17 protein-coding genes and 1 tRNA gene are annotated in these 17,308 nt (G+C 53.8%); 13 read left to right on the top strand and 5 right to left on the bottom strand.

What is annotated here, in order from left to right; translation table 11 throughout:
• The first annotated feature begins 6 nt into the window (after positions 1–6).
• The 4 genes from tuf to uvrC all read left to right on the top strand — a co-directional run bounded on the left by tuf (position 7) and on the right by uvrC (position 5,357).
• Positions 7–1,236: an elongation factor Tu gene (tuf, locus tag KV190_RS07370; protein WP_460192619.1), complete on the top strand. Its 1,230-nt coding sequence runs from the start codon at positions 7–9 to the stop codon at positions 1,234–1,236.
• A gap of 100 nt (positions 1,237–1,336) precedes the next feature.
• Positions 1,337–1,651 carry a 30S ribosomal protein S10 gene (gene rpsJ, locus KV190_RS07365; RefSeq protein WP_149819531.1) on the top strand — a complete coding sequence of 105 codons (315 nt, stop codon included), beginning with the start codon at positions 1,337–1,339 and terminating at the stop codon, positions 1,649–1,651.
• A gap of 30 nt (positions 1,652–1,681) precedes the next feature.
• A complete protein-coding gene (locus KV190_RS07360) occupies positions 1,682–3,457 on the top strand; it encodes a M61 family metallopeptidase (protein WP_460192618.1) in 1,776 nt (591 codons plus the stop codon).
• A gap of 13 nt (positions 3,458–3,470) precedes the next feature.
• The gene (uvrC, locus tag KV190_RS07355) at positions 3,471–5,357 is read left to right on the top strand and encodes an excinuclease ABC subunit UvrC (protein WP_460192617.1); all 1,887 of its coding nucleotides are present in this window, start codon (positions 3,471–3,473) and stop codon (positions 5,355–5,357) included.
• Positions 5,358–5,408: 51 nt separating this feature from the next.
• On the opposite strand, the gene KV190_RS07350 is transcribed toward uvrC, so the two are convergent.
• The 4 genes from KV190_RS07350 to KV190_RS07335 all read right to left on the bottom strand — a co-directional run bounded on the left by KV190_RS07350 (position 5,409) and on the right by KV190_RS07335 (position 7,615).
• Positions 5,409–5,480: transfer RNA gene (locus KV190_RS07350), tRNA-Gly, on the bottom strand.
• A gap of 53 nt (positions 5,481–5,533) precedes the next feature.
• Complete coding sequence (locus KV190_RS07345) at positions 5,534–5,866, bottom strand: P-II family nitrogen regulator (RefSeq protein WP_297048443.1); 333 nt, start codon at positions 5,864–5,866, stop codon at positions 5,534–5,536.
• Between the two features lie 40 nt (positions 5,867–5,906).
• On the bottom strand, positions 5,907–7,022 hold the full coding sequence (locus tag KV190_RS07340; protein ID WP_460192616.1) for a sodium-dependent bicarbonate transport family permease: 1,116 nt from the start codon (positions 7,020–7,022) through the stop codon (positions 5,907–5,909).
• Between the two features lie 260 nt (positions 7,023–7,282).
• Positions 7,283–7,615, bottom strand: coding sequence for a YnfA family protein (locus KV190_RS07335; RefSeq protein ID WP_460195248.1), 333 nt, complete (start codon positions 7,613–7,615; stop codon positions 7,283–7,285).
• Between the two features lie 54 nt (positions 7,616–7,669).
• Here KV190_RS07335 and KV190_RS07330 point away from each other — a divergent pair, with 54 nt between their 5' ends.
• From KV190_RS07330 to KV190_RS07310, 5 genes are all read left to right on the top strand, one after another.
• Complete coding sequence (locus KV190_RS07330) at positions 7,670–8,653, top strand: succinate dehydrogenase/fumarate reductase iron-sulfur subunit (protein WP_460192615.1); 984 nt, start codon at positions 7,670–7,672, stop codon at positions 8,651–8,653.
• Between the two features lie 64 nt (positions 8,654–8,717).
• Positions 8,718–8,876 carry a chlorophyll a/b-binding protein gene (locus KV190_RS07325; RefSeq protein WP_181494902.1) on the top strand — a complete coding sequence of 53 codons (159 nt, stop codon included), beginning with the start codon at positions 8,718–8,720 and terminating at the stop codon, positions 8,874–8,876.
• Between the two features lie 3 nt (positions 8,877–8,879).
• A complete protein-coding gene (locus tag KV190_RS07320; RefSeq protein ID WP_460192614.1) occupies positions 8,880–9,953 on the top strand; it encodes an ABC transporter ATP-binding protein in 1,074 nt (357 codons plus the stop codon).
• A 94-nt stretch (positions 9,954–10,047) separates the two neighbouring features.
• A complete protein-coding gene (gene sds, locus KV190_RS07315; RefSeq protein ID WP_011057594.1) occupies positions 10,048–11,019 on the top strand; it encodes a solanesyl diphosphate synthase in 972 nt (323 codons plus the stop codon).
• 295 nt (positions 11,020–11,314) lie between these two features.
• The gene (locus tag KV190_RS07310; protein WP_460192613.1) at positions 11,315–12,571 is read left to right on the top strand and encodes an LCP family protein; all 1,257 of its coding nucleotides are present in this window, start codon (positions 11,315–11,317) and stop codon (positions 12,569–12,571) included.
• Here the strand turns inward: KV190_RS07310 and KV190_RS07305 are convergent.
• Complete coding sequence (locus KV190_RS07305) at positions 12,568–13,224, bottom strand: ATP-dependent Clp protease proteolytic subunit (protein ID WP_024124803.1); 657 nt, start codon at positions 13,222–13,224, stop codon at positions 12,568–12,570. The two genes, KV190_RS07310 and KV190_RS07305, sit on opposite strands and share 4 nt — an antisense overlap.
• A 106-nt stretch (positions 13,225–13,330) precedes the next feature.
• On the opposite strand from KV190_RS07305, the gene KV190_RS07300 reads away from it, so the two are divergent.
• From KV190_RS07300 to uppS, 4 genes are all read left to right on the top strand, one after another.
• Positions 13,331–14,164 (top strand): prohibitin family protein, encoded by an 834-nt coding sequence (locus KV190_RS07300; RefSeq protein ID WP_460192612.1) that lies wholly within the window; start codon positions 13,331–13,333, stop codon positions 14,162–14,164.
• 86 nt (positions 14,165–14,250) lie between these two features.
• Positions 14,251–15,603, top strand: a complete 1,353-nt coding sequence (gene lysA, locus KV190_RS07295; RefSeq protein ID WP_460192611.1) for a diaminopimelate decarboxylase — start codon at positions 14,251–14,253, stop codon at positions 15,601–15,603.
• A 20-nt stretch (positions 15,604–15,623) separates the two neighbouring features.
• The gene (cdaA, locus tag KV190_RS07290; protein WP_460192610.1) at positions 15,624–16,502 is read left to right on the top strand and encodes a diadenylate cyclase CdaA; all 879 of its coding nucleotides are present in this window, start codon (positions 15,624–15,626) and stop codon (positions 16,500–16,502) included.
• 22 nt (positions 16,503–16,524) lie between these two features.
• The gene (gene uppS, locus KV190_RS07285; RefSeq protein ID WP_460192609.1) at positions 16,525–17,274 is read left to right on the top strand and encodes a polyprenyl diphosphate synthase; all 750 of its coding nucleotides are present in this window, start codon (positions 16,525–16,527) and stop codon (positions 17,272–17,274) included.
• Positions 17,275–17,308 lie beyond the last annotated feature (34 nt).

Below are 17,308 nucleotides of genomic sequence, written 5' to 3'. Positions count from 1 at the left end.
AACAACATGGCACGCGCTAAATTTGAACGAACCAAACCCCACGTTAACATTGGTACGATTGGTCACGTTGACCACGGTAAAACCACACTGACCGCAGCCATTACCATGACACTGGCTGCCCAAGGGAAAGCTCAGGCTCGCAAATACGATGAAATTGATGCTGCCCCTGAGGAAAAAGCCCGTGGGATTACCATCAACACGGCTCACGTGGAGTATGAGACTGAAAAACGTCACTATGCCCACGTGGATTGCCCCGGCCACGCTGACTATGTGAAAAACATGATCACCGGTGCCGCCCAAATGGACGGTGCCATTCTCGTGGTGGCCGCTACCGATGGTGCAATGCCCCAAACCAAAGAGCACATTCTCTTGGCTCGTCAGGTGGGGGTGCCCAGCATCGTTGTCTTCCTGAACAAAGTGGATATGGTGGACGACGAAGAACTGCTGGAGCTGGTGGAACTGGAACTGCGGGAACTCCTCAATGAGTACGAATTCCCCGGTGACGAAGTGCCCATTATCCGTGGTTCGGGTCTGAAAGCCCTTGAAGCCATGACCGCCAACCCGAAAACCCAACGCGGTGAAAATGAGTGGGTGGATAAAATCTACGAGCTAATGGATGCGGTGGATAACTACATTCCCACCCCTGAGCGGGATGTGGACAAGCCCTTCCTGATGGCTGTAGAAGACGTGTTCTCCATCACCGGTCGGGGTACGGTGGCCACGGGTCGGATTGAGCGGGGTCGCATTAAACTCAACGAAACCGTTGAACTCGTAGGTCTGCGGGAAACTCGCACAACCACGGTTACCGGTATTGAAATGTTCAAGAAGAGCCTCGAAGAGGGGATTGCCGGTGACAACGCTGGTCTGCTCCTGCGCGGTCTGAAAAAAGAGGATGTGGAACGGGGAATGGTGATTGCTAAACCCGGCTCCATCACGCCCCACACCCAATTTGAGGGTGAAGTGTACGTGCTCACTGAAAAAGAGGGTGGCCGTAAAACCCCCTTCTTTGCGGGTTACCGTCCGCAGTTCTATGTGCGTACCACCGATGTGACGGGTACGATTACTTCCTTCACCGCTGATGATGGTAGCGCTGCTGAAATGGTGATGCCCGGTGACCGGATCAAAATGACCGTGGAACTGATCCAGCCCATTGCCATTGAGCAGGGGATGCGCTTTGCCATCCGTGAAGGTGGCCGGACGATTGGTGCGGGCGTTGTCTCCAAAATCCTGAAGTAGTTGATCTTATGGCCGCTAGCCTTTCTGTGGTGTTGGCGGCCTTTTTTTGTCTGAATTTTGTCGGATTGTCTCTGAACCTTGACAAGTAAGGAAGATTCCTATGGCTGCTTTACAACAGAAAATTCGTATTCGCCTTAAGGCCTTTGATCATCGCTTGCTCGATACTTCCTGCGATCGCATTGTCGATACCGCGAAAAGAACCGGCGCTTCCCCTGTGGGGCCGATTCCCCTACCCACTCGCCGTCGCATCTATTGCGTCCTGCGATCGCCCCACGTGGACAAGGACTCGCGGGAGCATTTTGAAACCCGTACCCACCGTCGCATACTTGACATTTACCAACCTTCACCGAAAACGATTGATGCGCTGATGAAGTTGGACTTGCCGGCGGGCGTAGATATTGAAGTGAAATTGTAAGCGTCGCCAAAGTTCACTACACTGAGGGGTATGACGCATACAATCATTCATCCTTCCCCCTCTGAGTCTTCTCTTCAGCCCCCTGCCATGGCCTATCGGATTAACTGCCAGCAGGGGCATACGCATCTTTTATGGGTAACGCTGCGGCTCACGGCACCGCAAACCGATGTCCTTGATCTGCACTTACCGGTGTGGACGCCCGGCTCTTACCTCGTGCGCGAATATGCGCGGCATCTTCAGGATTTTACGGTAACAGCCGCCGATGGCACCCCCCTTGAGTGGTGGAAGTGTGCCAAGAACCAGTGGCAGGTGGCCTGCACGCCCGGTCTAGAACTTGAAGTGCGCTATGCCATCTATGCCCATGAACTCTCGGTACGCACAAACCACTTTGATGGCAGCCATGCCTATTTCAATCCCGCAGCGGTGTGCCTTTATGTGCCAGAGTATCGTGACCAGCCCTTGACGGTCACCATTGAAGCGCCCCCCGATTGGCGGGTGACCACTCCCCTTGAACCCTTGGGTGAGGATGGCTACACCTTTTGGGCGGCAAATTACGATCTGCTGGTGGATAGCCCCTTTGAGGTGGGCACCCATGCTCTTTACACCTTTGAGGTGGCGGGGAAACCCCATGAATTGGCGGTGTGGGGCAAGGGGAATTTTGATCCCAAGCGGGCGATCGCCGATATGCAGCGGATCATTGCCACCGAGGCAAGTCTGTTTGGTGGTTTGCCCTACGATCGCTATGTCTTTATTTTGCACCTGACCCACAAGGGCTACGGCGGCTTGGAGCATCTGAATAGTTGCTCGTTGATCTTCCATCGTTTTGGCTTTCAGCAACCGGAGCAGTATCGCCGCTTTCTCTGCTTAGTCGCCCATGAGTTTTTTCATCTCTGGAATGTCAAGCGGATTCGTCCCCAAGCCTTCGAGGTCTTTGACTACGACAGTGAGAATTACACGACCAGCCTCTGGTTTGCAGAGGGGGTGACCAGTTATTTCGACCAACTGATTCCGCTATGGGCAGGATGCTTTGATGCAGAGGCCTATCTCAAACTACTGAGCGAAAGCCTCAATCGCTACCTACATACGCCCGGTCGCTGGGTGCAATCCCTGAGTGCCGCTAGTTTTGATGCTTGGATTAAGCTCTACCGCCCTGACGAAAATAGCATCAATTCCCAGATGTCCTACTACCTCAAAGGGGAGTTGGTGGCACTGCTATTGGATTTGCGGATTCGCCTTAATTTTAATCACCAGCGATCGCTCCTCGATGTCCTGCGGCGGTTGTGGCAGCAGTATTGTGAGACGGGTCAGGGCTACACCCCTGATGAGCTGTGGGAAACAATTGAAACCGTTGCCGATGAAAACCTTGGCACATGGCGCGAGCAATTCATTGAAGGAACCATAGAACTTCCCCTTCAGGAGTGGTTGGCTAAAGTGGGTTTGGAACTGGTGCCCCAAGACGCGCTGCCCTATACGGGACTTCAGTTCAAGCAGGAACATGGTTCTCTGCAAATCAAGGCAGTGCTGCGGGACTCCCCCGCTGAACAGGCAGGCTTGGTGGCTGGGGATGAAATCATTGCTCTCAATGGTTGGCGCGTCAAGGCAGAGGACTGGTCAGAGCGACTGCGGGAATATCCAGTGGGAGAGACAATTCACCTGACATGGTTCCATGATCAGCAATTGCACACTGGAGCGTTGATTTTAGGGCAACCCCAACCCCACTATCGGTTGCAGTGTCGCGCCGATGCCCCACCGAGCCAGCGGGCACATTTAGAAGCTTGGTTGGGAGCCACAGCGGCGCAGCTTTAGGGGAGGTGGCAGAATGCTTCAGCCCTTGATTCAGGATCGCGATCGCTTGGAACAGGTTCTGCGGCAACTGCCCTTGGCACCGGGGGTCTATTTCCTGAAGGACAAGACGGATCAAATTCTCTACATTGGCAAATCCAAACGCCTGCGATCGCGGGTGCGCTCCTATTTTCGTGAGCCAGCCCAACTGGGACCGCGCCTTGAATTAATGGTCTATCAGGTGGCGGACATTGAATTCATCGTCACCGATACGGAGGCCGAGGCCCTTGCCCTCGAAGCCAATTTAATCAAGCAGCATCAGCCCCACTTCAACGTTCTCCTCAAGGATGACAAGAAATATCCCTACGTCTGTATTACGTGGTCAGAACCCTACCCCCGCATTTTCATTACCCGCAAACGCCAATTCGGTAATGTCGGTGATACTGGCAGTGATTCCCCCAAGGATCGCTACTATGGCCCCTATGTGGATAGCTTTCGCCTGCGCCAAACCCTTGCCCTTGTGAAGCGGCTTTTTCCGCTGCGGCAACGTCCCCGCCCCCTCTTTAAGGATCGCCCTTGCCTCAACTACGACATTGGTCGCTGTCCGGGAGTCTGTCAAGCCCTGATTTCACCGCAGGAGTATCGGCAAACATTGCACAAGGTGGCGATGATTTTTCAGGGGCGCACGGGGGAACTGGTGGCGCAGTTGCAGGCACAAATGGCGCAAGCGGCGGCGGATCTGAATTTTGAACTGGCGGCACGACTGCGGGATCAAATTCGCGGCCTTGAGCATTTAGGGGTGGATCAAAAGGTGTCCTTGCCCGATGATACGGTGTCACGGGATGCCATTGCCCTTGCCCTCGGCGATCGCCATGCAGCCATTCAACTCTTTCAAATTCGCGCTGGTCGCTTGGTGGGACGTTTGGCCTTTGTCGCCGATGCCCAAAGTGGCAGTGTGGGCACGATTTTGCAACGGGTGCTCGAAGAACACTATGCCCAAGTGGACGATGTAGAAATTCCCAGTGAAATTTTGCTGCAACATCCCCTACCCGAGGCGGATCTGCTGCGCACATACTTGAGCGAAAAGAAAGGGCGCGCCGTTACCCTCACTGTCCCCCAGCGGCAGGCAAAGGCCGAACTGATTGCCATGGTGCAACGAAATGCCGAACTGGAACTCGCACGCATTCAACAGGCCAGCGATCGCACCCAAACGGCTCTTGAAGATTTAGCCCAACTCCTTGGCCTTGACACCCTTCCCCATCGCATTGAAGGCTACGACATTTCCCACATTCAAGGGTCTGACGCGGTGGCCTCACGGGTTGTCTTTATTGATGGCTTGCCCGCCAAGCAACACTATCGCCACTACAACATCCGCAACCCCGCGGTCAAGCTTGGCCACTCCGACGACTTCGCCAGTCTTGCCGAGATTCTCCGCCGCCGCTTTGCCCCCTACCTTGAGGGCAAGGGTGACCCTCTAGAGGCTGATGACTGGCCTGATGTGATCCTCATTGATGGCGGCAAGGGGCAACTGTCCGCCGTGGTTCAGGTCTTGGAGCCACTCCTAGGCGATCTCACCCTGCTCAGCTTGGCCAAACAGCGGGAGGAGATTTTCCTACCCCACCACCGCCAGCCTCTGCCGACTGATCCAGAGCAACCGGGGGTGCAATTGCTACGCCGCGTCCGCGATGAGGCGCACCGCTTTGCCTTGAACTTCCACCGTCAAAAACGTGCCCAACGCCAACGGCGATCGCACCTTGACCAAATTCCCGGCTTGGGCTATCAACGCCAAAAGGAACTCCTTGCCACCTTTCGCTCCATTGACTATATCCGCATGGCCACGCCCGAACAGTTGGCGCAGGTGCATGGGGTTGGCCCTCGTCTAGCGGAAAAAATTTACCGCTATTTTCATGCTGATACCGATTAGCAAAAAGGTACCCGTTTTCCAAAAAAGAGGGCGATCGCTGTCTATTTCAAAAGCGGGTAACGCGATTCGAACGCGCGACATCAACCTTGGCAAGGTTGCGCTCTACCACTGAGCTATACCCGCAACAGATTTTTAATTTAGAAAATCAGGGGGTGCATTGTCAAGCCCCAGACATTTCAGCAGCCCCCCGGACCACAAAAGCTGTGGGCGTACAGCACCTCGGCATCGTAGATGTAGGCAATGCCTGCATAGTCGTTGAAAAACTCGACTGCCACCCGATCCACAATTTTTTCCGCCATTTCTCGCGTCTGGGTGAGTACCTCAAACTTGATATTGGCTTGGGTATCGGAAACGCTGGGTTGACCGGAGGAGCGCACATTGCGACTCCCTTTGCCGCCGGTTTCCATCACAGTGTAGCCAGTCGCCCCGGCCTCATCTATGATTTGGGCAATTTTTTTCAAGAGAATCTTCTCGGTCACAATCACGAGCTTCTTTGCTGGCTTGGCCATTCTGTTTACCTCCTTGAGTGAAATTCGCACCTCTGGTTCACTAGTTGCCACCCATGATTGCTTGGGCAAGGCCAAGGTAAAGCGGAATTCCTAGGCCAATGGCAATGGGAGTCCCGATCGCGGTGGAAGCACCAATATAGGCGGAAGGGTTGGCGGAGGGAATACCTGCCCGTAATGTTGGCGGCCCAGAAATATCGGAACTAGAGCAGGCAATCACGGCTAGAATCACCACACCCCCAAGGCTAAAGCCAGTGAGATAGTGGGCAATCATTCCCAAACCAAAGGCAATCAGGCCATGCACCAGCGGTGCTACGACGGCATAGACCACATACCACTGAGCCACTTTGCGCAACTCACCCAAGCGTGACCAAGCTTCCATCCCCATAACGAGCATCAACACCGAGAGTAAACCGCGAAACAGAGGGTTGTAAAAACTCTCATAGACGCTGTCGGGACGGGTAAAGATGCCCAAGGCAACACCCAGCAGGAGTGCCGAAAGGGCTGCCCCTTGCAGACTCTCTTTGACAATCGGCCAGATTCTAACTCGCTTGCTTGGTTGACTGCGGTACTCACTGGGGTACTCACTGGTACTACTGGCATAACCTGTGGCGCTCCCTGCACCCGCATAGGCACCAACGGCACTGAGGGAAGCCGGCGCCTTTTTCTCCTGTTTTTTCTTGAGGTAAATGCTGGCAACGACAATGGCTGTCACCAGAGCCGGAATATCCATGAAGGGATATAGTGCGGCTGCCCAAGGTTCATAGCTAATTTTCTGCGCCTCCAGAGCCGTCAGCGCTGCTGCCATGGTCGAACCACTCACAGCCCCAAATAAGCCTGCAGTGGCGATCGCGTCAACGGTTTTGACCTTCGGCAGCTTTGCTAAGGTATAACGGCCAATAAATACAATGAGAATCCCCATCACCACAGCAAAGAGTGCTGGCAAGAGCATCTCCTGTAGGTTGGAACTGCGAATCGCAATGCCACCGCTGAGACCCACTTTCATGAGCAACATAAAAATAATGAACTTATAGATGGCATCGGGAATCTGAAGTTGACTGCCCAGCGCCGCAATGACCATGCCCCCCAGCAAAAAACCAAGGGTGGGGGACTGTAACTGCTTGACAAAATCCTGTAAAAACTGACTGAGAAAATCCACAGTACTATTCCTCCTTAATTATCAGGGGCTATCCATGGGGCTGTAGACGTTGAAGTTGATAGAAGACTATTGGGCGATCGCCACCGTTGCAGCCGTCGGTCAACAGCGCAAACATAGCCTCTTATCTATTCAAACTTTTTGATTTGCTTGACTTAGTCTATAGCAAATTCTTCAGCAAAACACACATTTAATAAACATTACTTTTAAATAGATTAAATAAGCCCAGCTTATAGAATGACTTTGGGGAGATCGCGACGCTGTCAATGGCTTCTTGGCGCGTACATGATAATCAGCGTTCCTAGGAGGGCAACCGCGGCACCGAGCAGATCAAACTTATCGGGGCGCACCTTATCAATTCCCCAACCCCAGAACAGAGCCACCAGCAGGAAAATGCCACTATAGGCAGCCTGAACACGACCGAAATGCGCCGGTTGCAGCGTTGGGACCATGCCATACATGAAAAGGACGATCGCCCCCGCTACGGCATACCAAATGCTTTTATGCTCCCGTAGCCACAGCCAGACAAGATAGGCTCCCCCCAGCTCGAGGAGGCCTGTGATCAGAAAGTAAAGTAGGGATTTTGCAACTTTCACCATCACCGCAGTGCTTGCTATACACTGGAAACGACATTGGGCTGACGCCAGCATATGACCATTCAGTTGACGATTCGCCGCCAAGCACCCAACAAGAGCGCCTATTGGCAAACCTTTGAACTAGAGATTGATCCTTCCCTGACGATCCTTGATGCCCTCATTCAAATCAAGGGATACCAAGATGGTAGTCTTAGCTTTCGCAAAAATTGTCGAAACACCATCTGCGGCAGTTGTGCGATGACGATTAATGGTCGTTCTGCCCTTGCCTGCCAGCAAAGTATTCATGCCGAGTTAGCCAATAGTCCTGTTCCCAACCAAATTGCGATCGCCCCCTTGGGGAATTTGCCTGTCCTCAAAGATCTTGTCGTGGACATGAGCGATTTTTGGCAAAAACTTTCAGCCGTCAATCCTTATGTGAGTACAGCGGCACGACAAGTGCCTGAGCGGGAGTTTCTCCAATCCCCCAGCGATCGCGCCAAACTCAATGCTGCGGGTAACTGTATTCTCTGCGGTGCCTGCTACGGTGCCTGCAATGCCGTGGAAGTCAATCCCAACTTTGTCGGTCCCCATGCCCTTGCCAAAGCGGCTCGCCTTGTGGCCGATACCCGTGATCGCGAAACTGACCAACGCCTAGACCAATACAACACTGCCACCAGTGGCGTCTGGGGCTGTACCCGTTGTTTTAATTGCAATACAGTGTGTCCCGTGGGCGTGCAACCCCTCGATCGCATTAGTGAGATCAAGCAGGCGATTCTAGCCCGCTCAACAACAGCAACCCGCAATCAAGACCGTCCTTTGCGCCATCGGCAAGTGCTCTTGGAACTAGTGAAAGACGGTGGCTGGGTGGATGAGCGGCAATTTGGCCTACGGGTGGTGGGCAATCGCTTTCGAGATGTCGGCGGGGTTGTCAGCCTTGCCCCCTTAGGCTGGCGGTTATTGCGGCGCGGCAAGTTTCCCCTGCGATTTGAAAAGTCTGCCGGTCAAGCCCAAATTAAGGCAGTGATCACCGCCCTACAGCAGAAACAGCCCTCTTTATAAAATGTTGAGTACAAAGTGAAGGCTCTATGCCAAGCTAAAGAAGTTGTTTTGCATTCCTAACGCCATGAGTGAACCGACGCCCGATGATTTGACCCCGCAATTTGGTTGGTCGCGCTATGCGGAGCTGATCAATGGTCGCTTTGCCATGATTGGCTTTATTGCCCTGCTGGTGCTCGAGTGGGTGACTGGCCAAGATTTCTTTACGTGGGTGGGCTTGCGATAGGTTGTGACGGCAACACTGCGCTTAGAGGGAGTCACACGCCGATTTGCACCGGGGGTGGGGATTGGCCCTCTGTCTTTGACGGTACCCGCAGGGGAGCTTTGGGTGATTGTCGGGCCTTCCGGCTGTGGTAAATCCACCCTATTGCGGCTCATTGCTGGCTTGGAGCAACCCACCAGTGGTGAAATTTATATTGGGGAGACCTGTGTCAATGGCCGCAGTGGGCGCGATCGCGATGTGGCAATGGTCTTTCAGAACTATGCCCTCTATCCCCACATGACCGTAGCCGAAAACCTTGGCTTTGGTCTGAAAATGCGCGGTGTTGATCCGGCCACACGGCAGCAACGGGTGCTCCAAGTGGCTAAGCTACTGGGGATTGAGTCCCTGCTGCAGCGCAAACCGCGTCAACTCTCCGGTGGTCAGCAACAGCGGGTGGCCTTGGGAAGGGCCTTGGCGCGATCGCCCCAAGTGTTTCTCCTCGATGAACCCCTCTCCAACCTTGATGCCCAATTGCGGGAGCAAACCCGTGCTGAACTGAAACAATTGCATCAACAACTGGGCATTACCACCCTCTATGTCACCCACGATCAAGTGGAGGCCATGACCCTTGGCGATCGCATCGTGGTGCTGGATCGTGGTCAAATTCAGCAAATTGGCACCCCCGCTGATCTCTATGACAAACCTGCCAATACCATGGTGGCGCGATTTTTGGGCACCCCACCGATGAATTTACTGCCCGCTCGCTGGGATGGCAGCCACCTGTGGCTAGCGCAACAGCCCTTACCCTGTCCGGACACCCGCCATTGGCCGCTGAAAAGTGAACAGCCCCTCACGGTGGGCATTCGCCCGGAACATTTGTCTATCAGTGAGAAGGGCTTGGGGGCGATCGCCACCCTTGTTGAACCCCTAGGCCGCGAAGCCATTGTCCGCTGTCGCCTCATGGATAGTTCCCAAGAACTGCTATGGCTAGCCCCTAGTCACCAAATTCCTCAAATGGGCGATCCTCTCCAGTTGCAGGCGCGCCATCTTTATCTGTTTGATTCCACAAGTGGGGCAGCTCTCAATTTTGAGCCTAGCTGAAAATTCATCGGAACCCTTACCCAAGATTGGAGGGTTCGCTTAGAATACAACTAGGATTCTGTAAAATTTCGTAACTTATGCGGCCAGCCCGTCCATGACTTCGGTAACCTCTCTTTTTTCACCTGTCGAAGCGGATCTCTGTGTACTGACAGAGAACCTGAAGGCACTGATTGGAGCACAACACGCCGTACTCTCTGCTGCCGCCGAACATCTTTTTGCTGCCAGTGGCAAGCGCATCCGACCCGCCATTGTTTTTTTGGTGTCGCGAGCCACGCTGCCCGATCAGGGGATTACCCCCCGGCACTGCCGCTTGGCAGAAATTACGGAAATGATTCATACCGCTAGTCTCTTTCACGATGATGTGGTGGATCAAGCGCAACTGCGGCGCGGTGTGCCCACCGTCAACAGTGTCTTTGGCAATCGGGTGGCCATTCAAGCGGGAGACTTTCTCTTTGCCCAAGCCTCTTGGTACTTAGCGGATTTGGATAACCTGCAAGTGGTGAAACTCCTCTCCCAAGTGATCAAAGACTTTGCTGAAGGGGAAATTCGCCAAGGCTTTAACCGCTTTGACACCAGCATTACCCTAGACGACTATCTCCTGAAAACCTACTACAAGACAGCTTCCCTCATTGCCAACAGTGCCAAGGCCGCAGCAGTTCTTAGTGAAGCGCCCCCAGAAACCATCGAAGCCATGTACACCTACGGCAAAAATTTAGGCTTGGCCTTTCAAATCGTCGATGACATCCTCGACTTCACCCGCTCCACCGCAGAACTAGGGAAACCCGCTGGCTCAGATCTGCGGGATGGCAACCTAACGGCACCCGTCCTTTTTGCCCTACCCAAAGCCCCCTATCTGCACACCCTGATCGAGCGCGAGTTCAGTGAAGAAGGCGATCTAGAAACCGCCCTCAACCTCGTGCGCCAAAGTGGTGCCATTGAAGATGCCCGCAATTTAGCCAAGGAATATGCCCAAGCGGCTCTACCGGCGCTTGAAGTACTGCCCCCATCGGAACCGCGTCAGGCCCTCAGCCAGTTGACGGATTATGTCCTTGAGCGGCTCTACTAAGCTGCCAGCAGTATAATTTCCAATGCCCAGCGCATAAATCTCAGGAAGTGCGCGAAAAACAGAAACAAGCCTTGCTTGGGGCAGTCCAATAGGTATAAGTGCGGGATCAGTAATCAATCCCCTACACTAGAGACAGGGGTTGCGTCCACCCGACTAGCCCACGATTTGTTTTTATTTCGGGAGTGAATTTGTGGCAAGAGGTCTTCAACAGCGTAAACCAGTGAGTTCTACTGTGGGTGGTCGGGGAAGGCAAAAGGTCTCTCAAAAAAGCAGGGGTCAGCGATCGCGCCCTTCAGTGTGGCGTACCCTAGGCTGGATTGCTGCCTTTAGTGGTGTGTCCTTGGTCTCTGCCTTTGCGGGCATGACATTTGTTTTGATGTCACCCTTTCAGGGTACCAACCATCGTGGCCAACGGGATCCCTCTTGGCTGGAAATGATGACACGGGGATTCCAGTATGGCATGAGTCGGCCAGTGAACCTCTTGGTACTGGGGGTGGATAACGTCTTGGATGCCCCTGAAGGTTCTGCGGAACGCTTCCGTGGTCGCACGGATACGATGCTGCTGGCGCGGTTTAACCCTGAAAATGGCACGATTACGGTCTTGAGTATTCCCCGTGATACCCGTGTGGAAATTCCCGGATATGGCATCGACAAAATTAATGCGGCCAATGTTTATGGGGAGGTTGATCTCACGGTGCGGGTGGTCAGCGAAACCCTCAACTATACCCCCATTGATCGCTACATTCGCATTGATACAGATGCATTTCGAGAATTGGTGGATCTGGTGGGCGGTGTCGAGATCAACGTGCCCAAGCGGATGGTTTATACCGATCACACCCAAAAACTTTACATTGATCTGCAACCGGGGCTGCAAACCCTGAACGGGGAGCAAGCAGAGGGCTTTGTTCGCTTTCGTTACGATGAACTGGGGGATATTGGTCGTGCCCAGCGGCAGCAAATGCTGATCAAAGCGTTACAAAAGAAACTGGCCAATCCCGTCATGCTGACCCAGTTGCCGAAAATCTACAGCGTCCTCCAAAAATATGTGGATACGGATTTAACCTTTGCCGAACTGATGGCGATCGCCCAATTTAGTCTGCGCATTGAGCCAGACAACCTCCGTTTGATCCTGCTGCCGGGACGCTTTAGTGGTGATGGCTATGAAGCGAGCTACTGGCTGCCTGACTATGACCGCATTGATCGGGTGGTTGCCGAGCACTTTAGCGATCGCCCCTCGAAGCTGGTTGACCATACGTGGCGTGAAGCGGGGACGCTGCGCATTGCTTTGCAAAATGCCTCCGGTAGCAGTGACGCTGCCCAAGACATGGCGGATTTCCTCGCCCACCATGGCTATACTAATGTGATCATCAGTGAAGAGTGGTATCAGCAAACCCCCGAAACAGAGATTGTGGCACAGCAAGGGGATATTGGAGCTGCGCAAATGATTCGTTCTGTCCTTGGCATGGGGCGAGTATCCGCGAACTCCACAGGGGTGCTGTCTTCGGACATTACGATTCGCATTGGCCGCGACTGGGCAGCCGTCTTGCACTAGGTGAGAGTGGCGGGCAGCTTCTTGGTCACCGCTTCGGGTTCGAGAATGCGGTCAATAATGCCGTATTCCTTGGCCATTTGGGGCGTCATATAGAGCAGTCGATCCATATCGCGGGTAATGCGTTCGGGGGGTTGACCGGTATTTTGCGCCAAAATTTCCACCATCATCGCCTTATTGGCTAGAACCTCTTTGGCACGAATTTGGATATCGGTGGCCTGCCCTTGGGCATAGCTCTTAGTTTGGTGCAGGACAATCGTGGCGTGGGGTAAGCTGGCGCGACACCCCTTGGTACCGGCAGAGAGCAACATGGCTGCCATCCCCATCGCTTGACCAATGCAGATCGTATGCACGGGGGGTTTAATGTAGCGCATGGTGTCGCAGATGGCAAAGGCTTCTGTTTCAAAGCCAATGGGTTCGCCATCGTAGCGGGAGGTTCCCGTCGAGTTAATGTAAATGCGGATGGGTTTTTCAGGATCGTCGTATTGCAGATAGAGCAGTTCCGCAATGATCAGCTCCGTGACCGCTGGCACCAAAGGCATGCCGAGATAGACAATCCGCTCCTTCAACAGCAGTGAAGGGAGATCGGGGGGTGGGGTGCGATAGTAGGCATCACCATAGTAGGCCGCTTGGGCAGCAGTAATGGGCAACCGCATAGGACGCTCAGCAAATGACAGACTATCTGTACTCTAGCAAGGAATTGACTTCAGGATCGGCGGGAAGCACCGCCTATAATCAAAGCAGAAATCCAATTCTTTGAGAATGAATCAACTCCTCAGTTCACGGCTCACCTCCTCAGTGGTGGCGATCGCCATTGTCTTGCTGGTTGTCCTTTTGAATGTCGTGGTGATTATTAATCCCGGCCAAGCAGGGGTGCTGAGTATTTTGGGCAAAGCTCAGGATACCCCCCTCCTCGAGGGCATTCACTGGAAACCCCCGTTTATTGCCAGTGTGGATGTCTATGACGTAACCGTCCAGAAGTTTGAAGTGCCAGCAGAAAGTGCCACCAAAGATTTGCAGGACATTACTGCCAGTTTTGCCATCAACTTTCGCCTAGACCCCATGGCCATCGTGGATGTGCGCCGCACCCAAGGGACACTCGAAAATATCGTGGCCAAAATCATTGCTCCCCAGACCCAAGAGGCCTTCAAAATTGCCGCTGCCCGTCGCACGGCGGAGGAGGCCATTACCAAGCGGGATGAACTCAAGGAGGATTTTGATCATGCCCTTGGCGATCGCCTAGCGAAATACCACATTCTCGTACTGGATACGAGTGTCGTTAACCTTGACTTTTCGGAAGAATTTTCCAAGGCCGTCGAGGATAAGCAAATTGCTGAGCAGCGGGCGCAACGGGCAGTCTATATTGCCCAAGAGGCGGCTCAACAGGCGCAAGCAGAAATTAACCGTGCCCAAGGGAAAGCGGAAGCCCAACGCCTCCTTGCCGAAACCCTCAAAGCGCCGGGGGGCCAGTTAGTGCTGCAAAAGGAAGCGATCGAAGCATGGCGCGAAGGCGGTGCCCAAGTGCCCCAAGTGATTGTGCTCAATGGTCAGGAAGGGCTGCCCCCCTTTTTGCTGAACTGGAGTGCCGAAAAATAGGCAAGGGAGCGATCGCCCAAATCCCCCTAGAATTGAGAATAGCGATTTGTCGCCTTATATTCTTTGATTTCTCGCGATACTGACCCATGATCTCCACCCCTCTTGCTGCCAATCAACAAATTTTACCCCTGACTGCGCAAACCAATGCTCGAGGCCATCTCACCATTGGCGGGTGTGATGTGGTGGAGTTAGTGGCACAGTTTGGCTCTCCCCTCTACATCCTTGATGAATTCACCTTTCGCACCGCTTGCCGTCAATATCAAGACACGCTCCAGCAGACCTATAGCGGTGAATTTTTGGTACTCTATGCCTCAAAGGCTTGGAACTGCCTAGCCACCTGCGCCCTTGCCCACAGTGAAGGCTTGGGGATTGATGTGGCCTCCGGGGGTGAACTTTACACTGCCCTGAGTGCCGGTGTCCCTGCCAGCCACATTTACTTCCACGGTAATAACAAGTCCCCCCAAGAACTCCTCTATGCCCTTGAGGTCAATTGCACGATTGTTGCCGATAACTGGCTAGAACTAGAACGCCTTGCTGCCTATGTTGAGGAGCATGATCTCTCGACCCCACCGCGCGTCATGTTGCGGTTGACACCGGGGATTGAATGCCACACCCACGAATATATCCGCACTGGGCATCTAGACAGCAAATTTGGCTTTGACCCGCAACAGTTTCCAGAGTTGCTTCAGTTTGCTAGGGCGCATCCCGAACTGGACTGGGTCGGACTCCACGCCCACATTGGCTCACAGATTTTTGAGGAGCAACCCCACTTAGACCTCTGTGATGTCCTTTTGGATTGGCTGGCTCAAGCCCGTGAGGCGATGCTACCCATGCGCGAACTGAATGTGGGGGGTGGCCTTGGCATTCGTTATGTAGACTCCGATCATCCACCGGCGATCGCCCACTGGACAAAGGCCATTAGCCATCAAGTGAGCCAAGCCTGTCAGCAACGCCATCTTCCCTTACCAAAACTCATCTGTGAGCCGGGTCGCTCCATCGTTGGGCCTGCGGCAGTGACGGCCTACACTGTGGGCAGCCGTAAGGTGATTCCTGAGCTACGCACCTATATTGCTGTGGATGGTGGCATGTCCGATAATCCACGACCAATTACCTATCAGGCGCAATATACCGCCCTGTGTGCCAATCGCATGACCACTGCCGCCACAGAAACCGTGCGTGTTGCCGGTAAGCACTGCGAATCGGGCGATATTCTGCTGCCCCAAGTCACCCTACCCCCCCTGCAAGCCAATGATATTTTAGTGGTGGCCAGTACGGGTGCCTACAACTACAGCATGGCCTCCAACTACAATCGTGTGCCTCGGCCGGCGGCGGTGGTCGTCTGTGAGGGTGAAGCCAACCTGATCCTGCAACGGGAAACCTACGCTGATTTGGTGGCTCATGATGTCTTGCCCCTGCGATTGAGCACCCCCACCCCTTAGGAGGTGACGAGCAAAATGGGATGATCAGCCTCCTAGGAAACTTCTCGTGGCTGCTGCTGTCCTCGGAGACACTGGCCAAGGTGCGAACAGTCGTGGATGTGGTTTTGGTCTTGACCCTAACCTACGCTATTTTGCGGGTTGTAGCCGAGCGGCGAACCCTCTGGATGATACGGGGCTTTATCTTCCTCCTGTTGGCGACCTCCCTCAGTCGTGCCATTGAGCTACAGTTTTTGAGCTTTGTGCTTCACAACTTAGTGATTGGTTCTGCAGTAGCCTTAGCCGTCATTCTGCAGTCGGAAATTCGCATTTTTCTGGAACAGTTGGGACGAGGACAGTTTTTGGGCTTTGTGCAGCCCGTGGCCGAATCAAGTCTGACCAATGATGCCGTTGATTTGATTGTGACGGCCGTGAAAGGGTTATCTCAGGATCGCACGGGGGCACTCATTCTCTTGGAAACCCATACAAAGCTCAGCCCCCAAGATTTTACTCATGCAGGGATCGCTCTCAATGCCCGCCTTTCGCCAGAACTCATTACCTCCATTTTTCAGGTGAGTTCCCCCCTGCACGATGGGGCAATTTGGGTGCGGGGGGCTGAAGTGATTGCCGCAAAGTTGATCCTGCCACTCTCGGATCGCACGGGGCCTTGGCAGTTGGGCACTCGCCATCGCGCCGCCCTAGGGATTACCGAACGCATTAGCCACTGTGTCTGTGTGGTGGTCTCTGAGGAAACGGGGTCAATTTCCCTTGCCTTTAAGGGGGAGCTTCAACGTCCCCTCACAAGCAGTAAACTAGGGGAATTGTTGCGGCAATATGTGCAGGATCAAGGGACGGGAACTTCACAACCCCGTCAACGTCGGCACAGCTTAAAATTTTGGAAGACTGTATGGCCACTGCGCTAATTTCCGCCAATAGGATGTGTCCATGACGCTACAGCCCCATTCACTCATTGAGTTACCCGATGATTTGGATCGCGATCGCCTACCTCGCCATGTGGCGGTGATTATGGATGGCAATGGCCGCTGGGCAAGGCAACGCAATTTACCGCGCATTATGGGGCATCAACGGGGGGTGGACACCCTCAAGGATCTGCTGCGCTGTTGCAAAGATTGGGGCATTGAAGCCCTGACCGCCTACGCCTTCTCCACGGAAAACTGGGGTCGCCCCCTGCCGGAGGTGGATTTTCTGATGACCCTCTTTGAGCGGGTGTTGCGGCGGGAGCTAGCGGAAATGGTTGCCGAGGGTGTGCAAATTCACTTTGTGGGCGACTTGGCGTGTTTGCCGAACTCCCTGCAAGCGGAAATTGAGCGAGCGATGACCGCTACGGCCAATAACCAAAAAATTAAATTTGTGGTGGCAACCAACTATGGTGGGCGACGGGAAATCATCCACGCTTGCCGTTCGATTGCCACCCAAGTGAAAGCGGGACACCTTGACCCTGCGGATATTGATGAAGTGCTCTTTGAACGCCATTTGTACACAGGCGGCCTACCGGATCCCGATTTGTTGATTCGCACCAGTGGCGAGATGCGGGTCAGTAACTTTTTGCTGTGGCAGGTGGCCTATTCCGAAATTTACGTCACCAAGACCCTCTGGCCAGATTTTGACCGCGCTGCTTTCCATGAGGCGCTACGGGATTACCAACAGCGACAGCGGCGATTTGGCCGTGTCTAAAGGGGACGATTTCGGTGGAGAATAGGAAAGCCCG

The sequence above is a fragment of the Thermosynechococcus sp. FA-CM-4201 genome (genome assembly GCF_054689355.1).
This window is presented reverse-complemented; position numbering and strand designations above follow the sequence as displayed.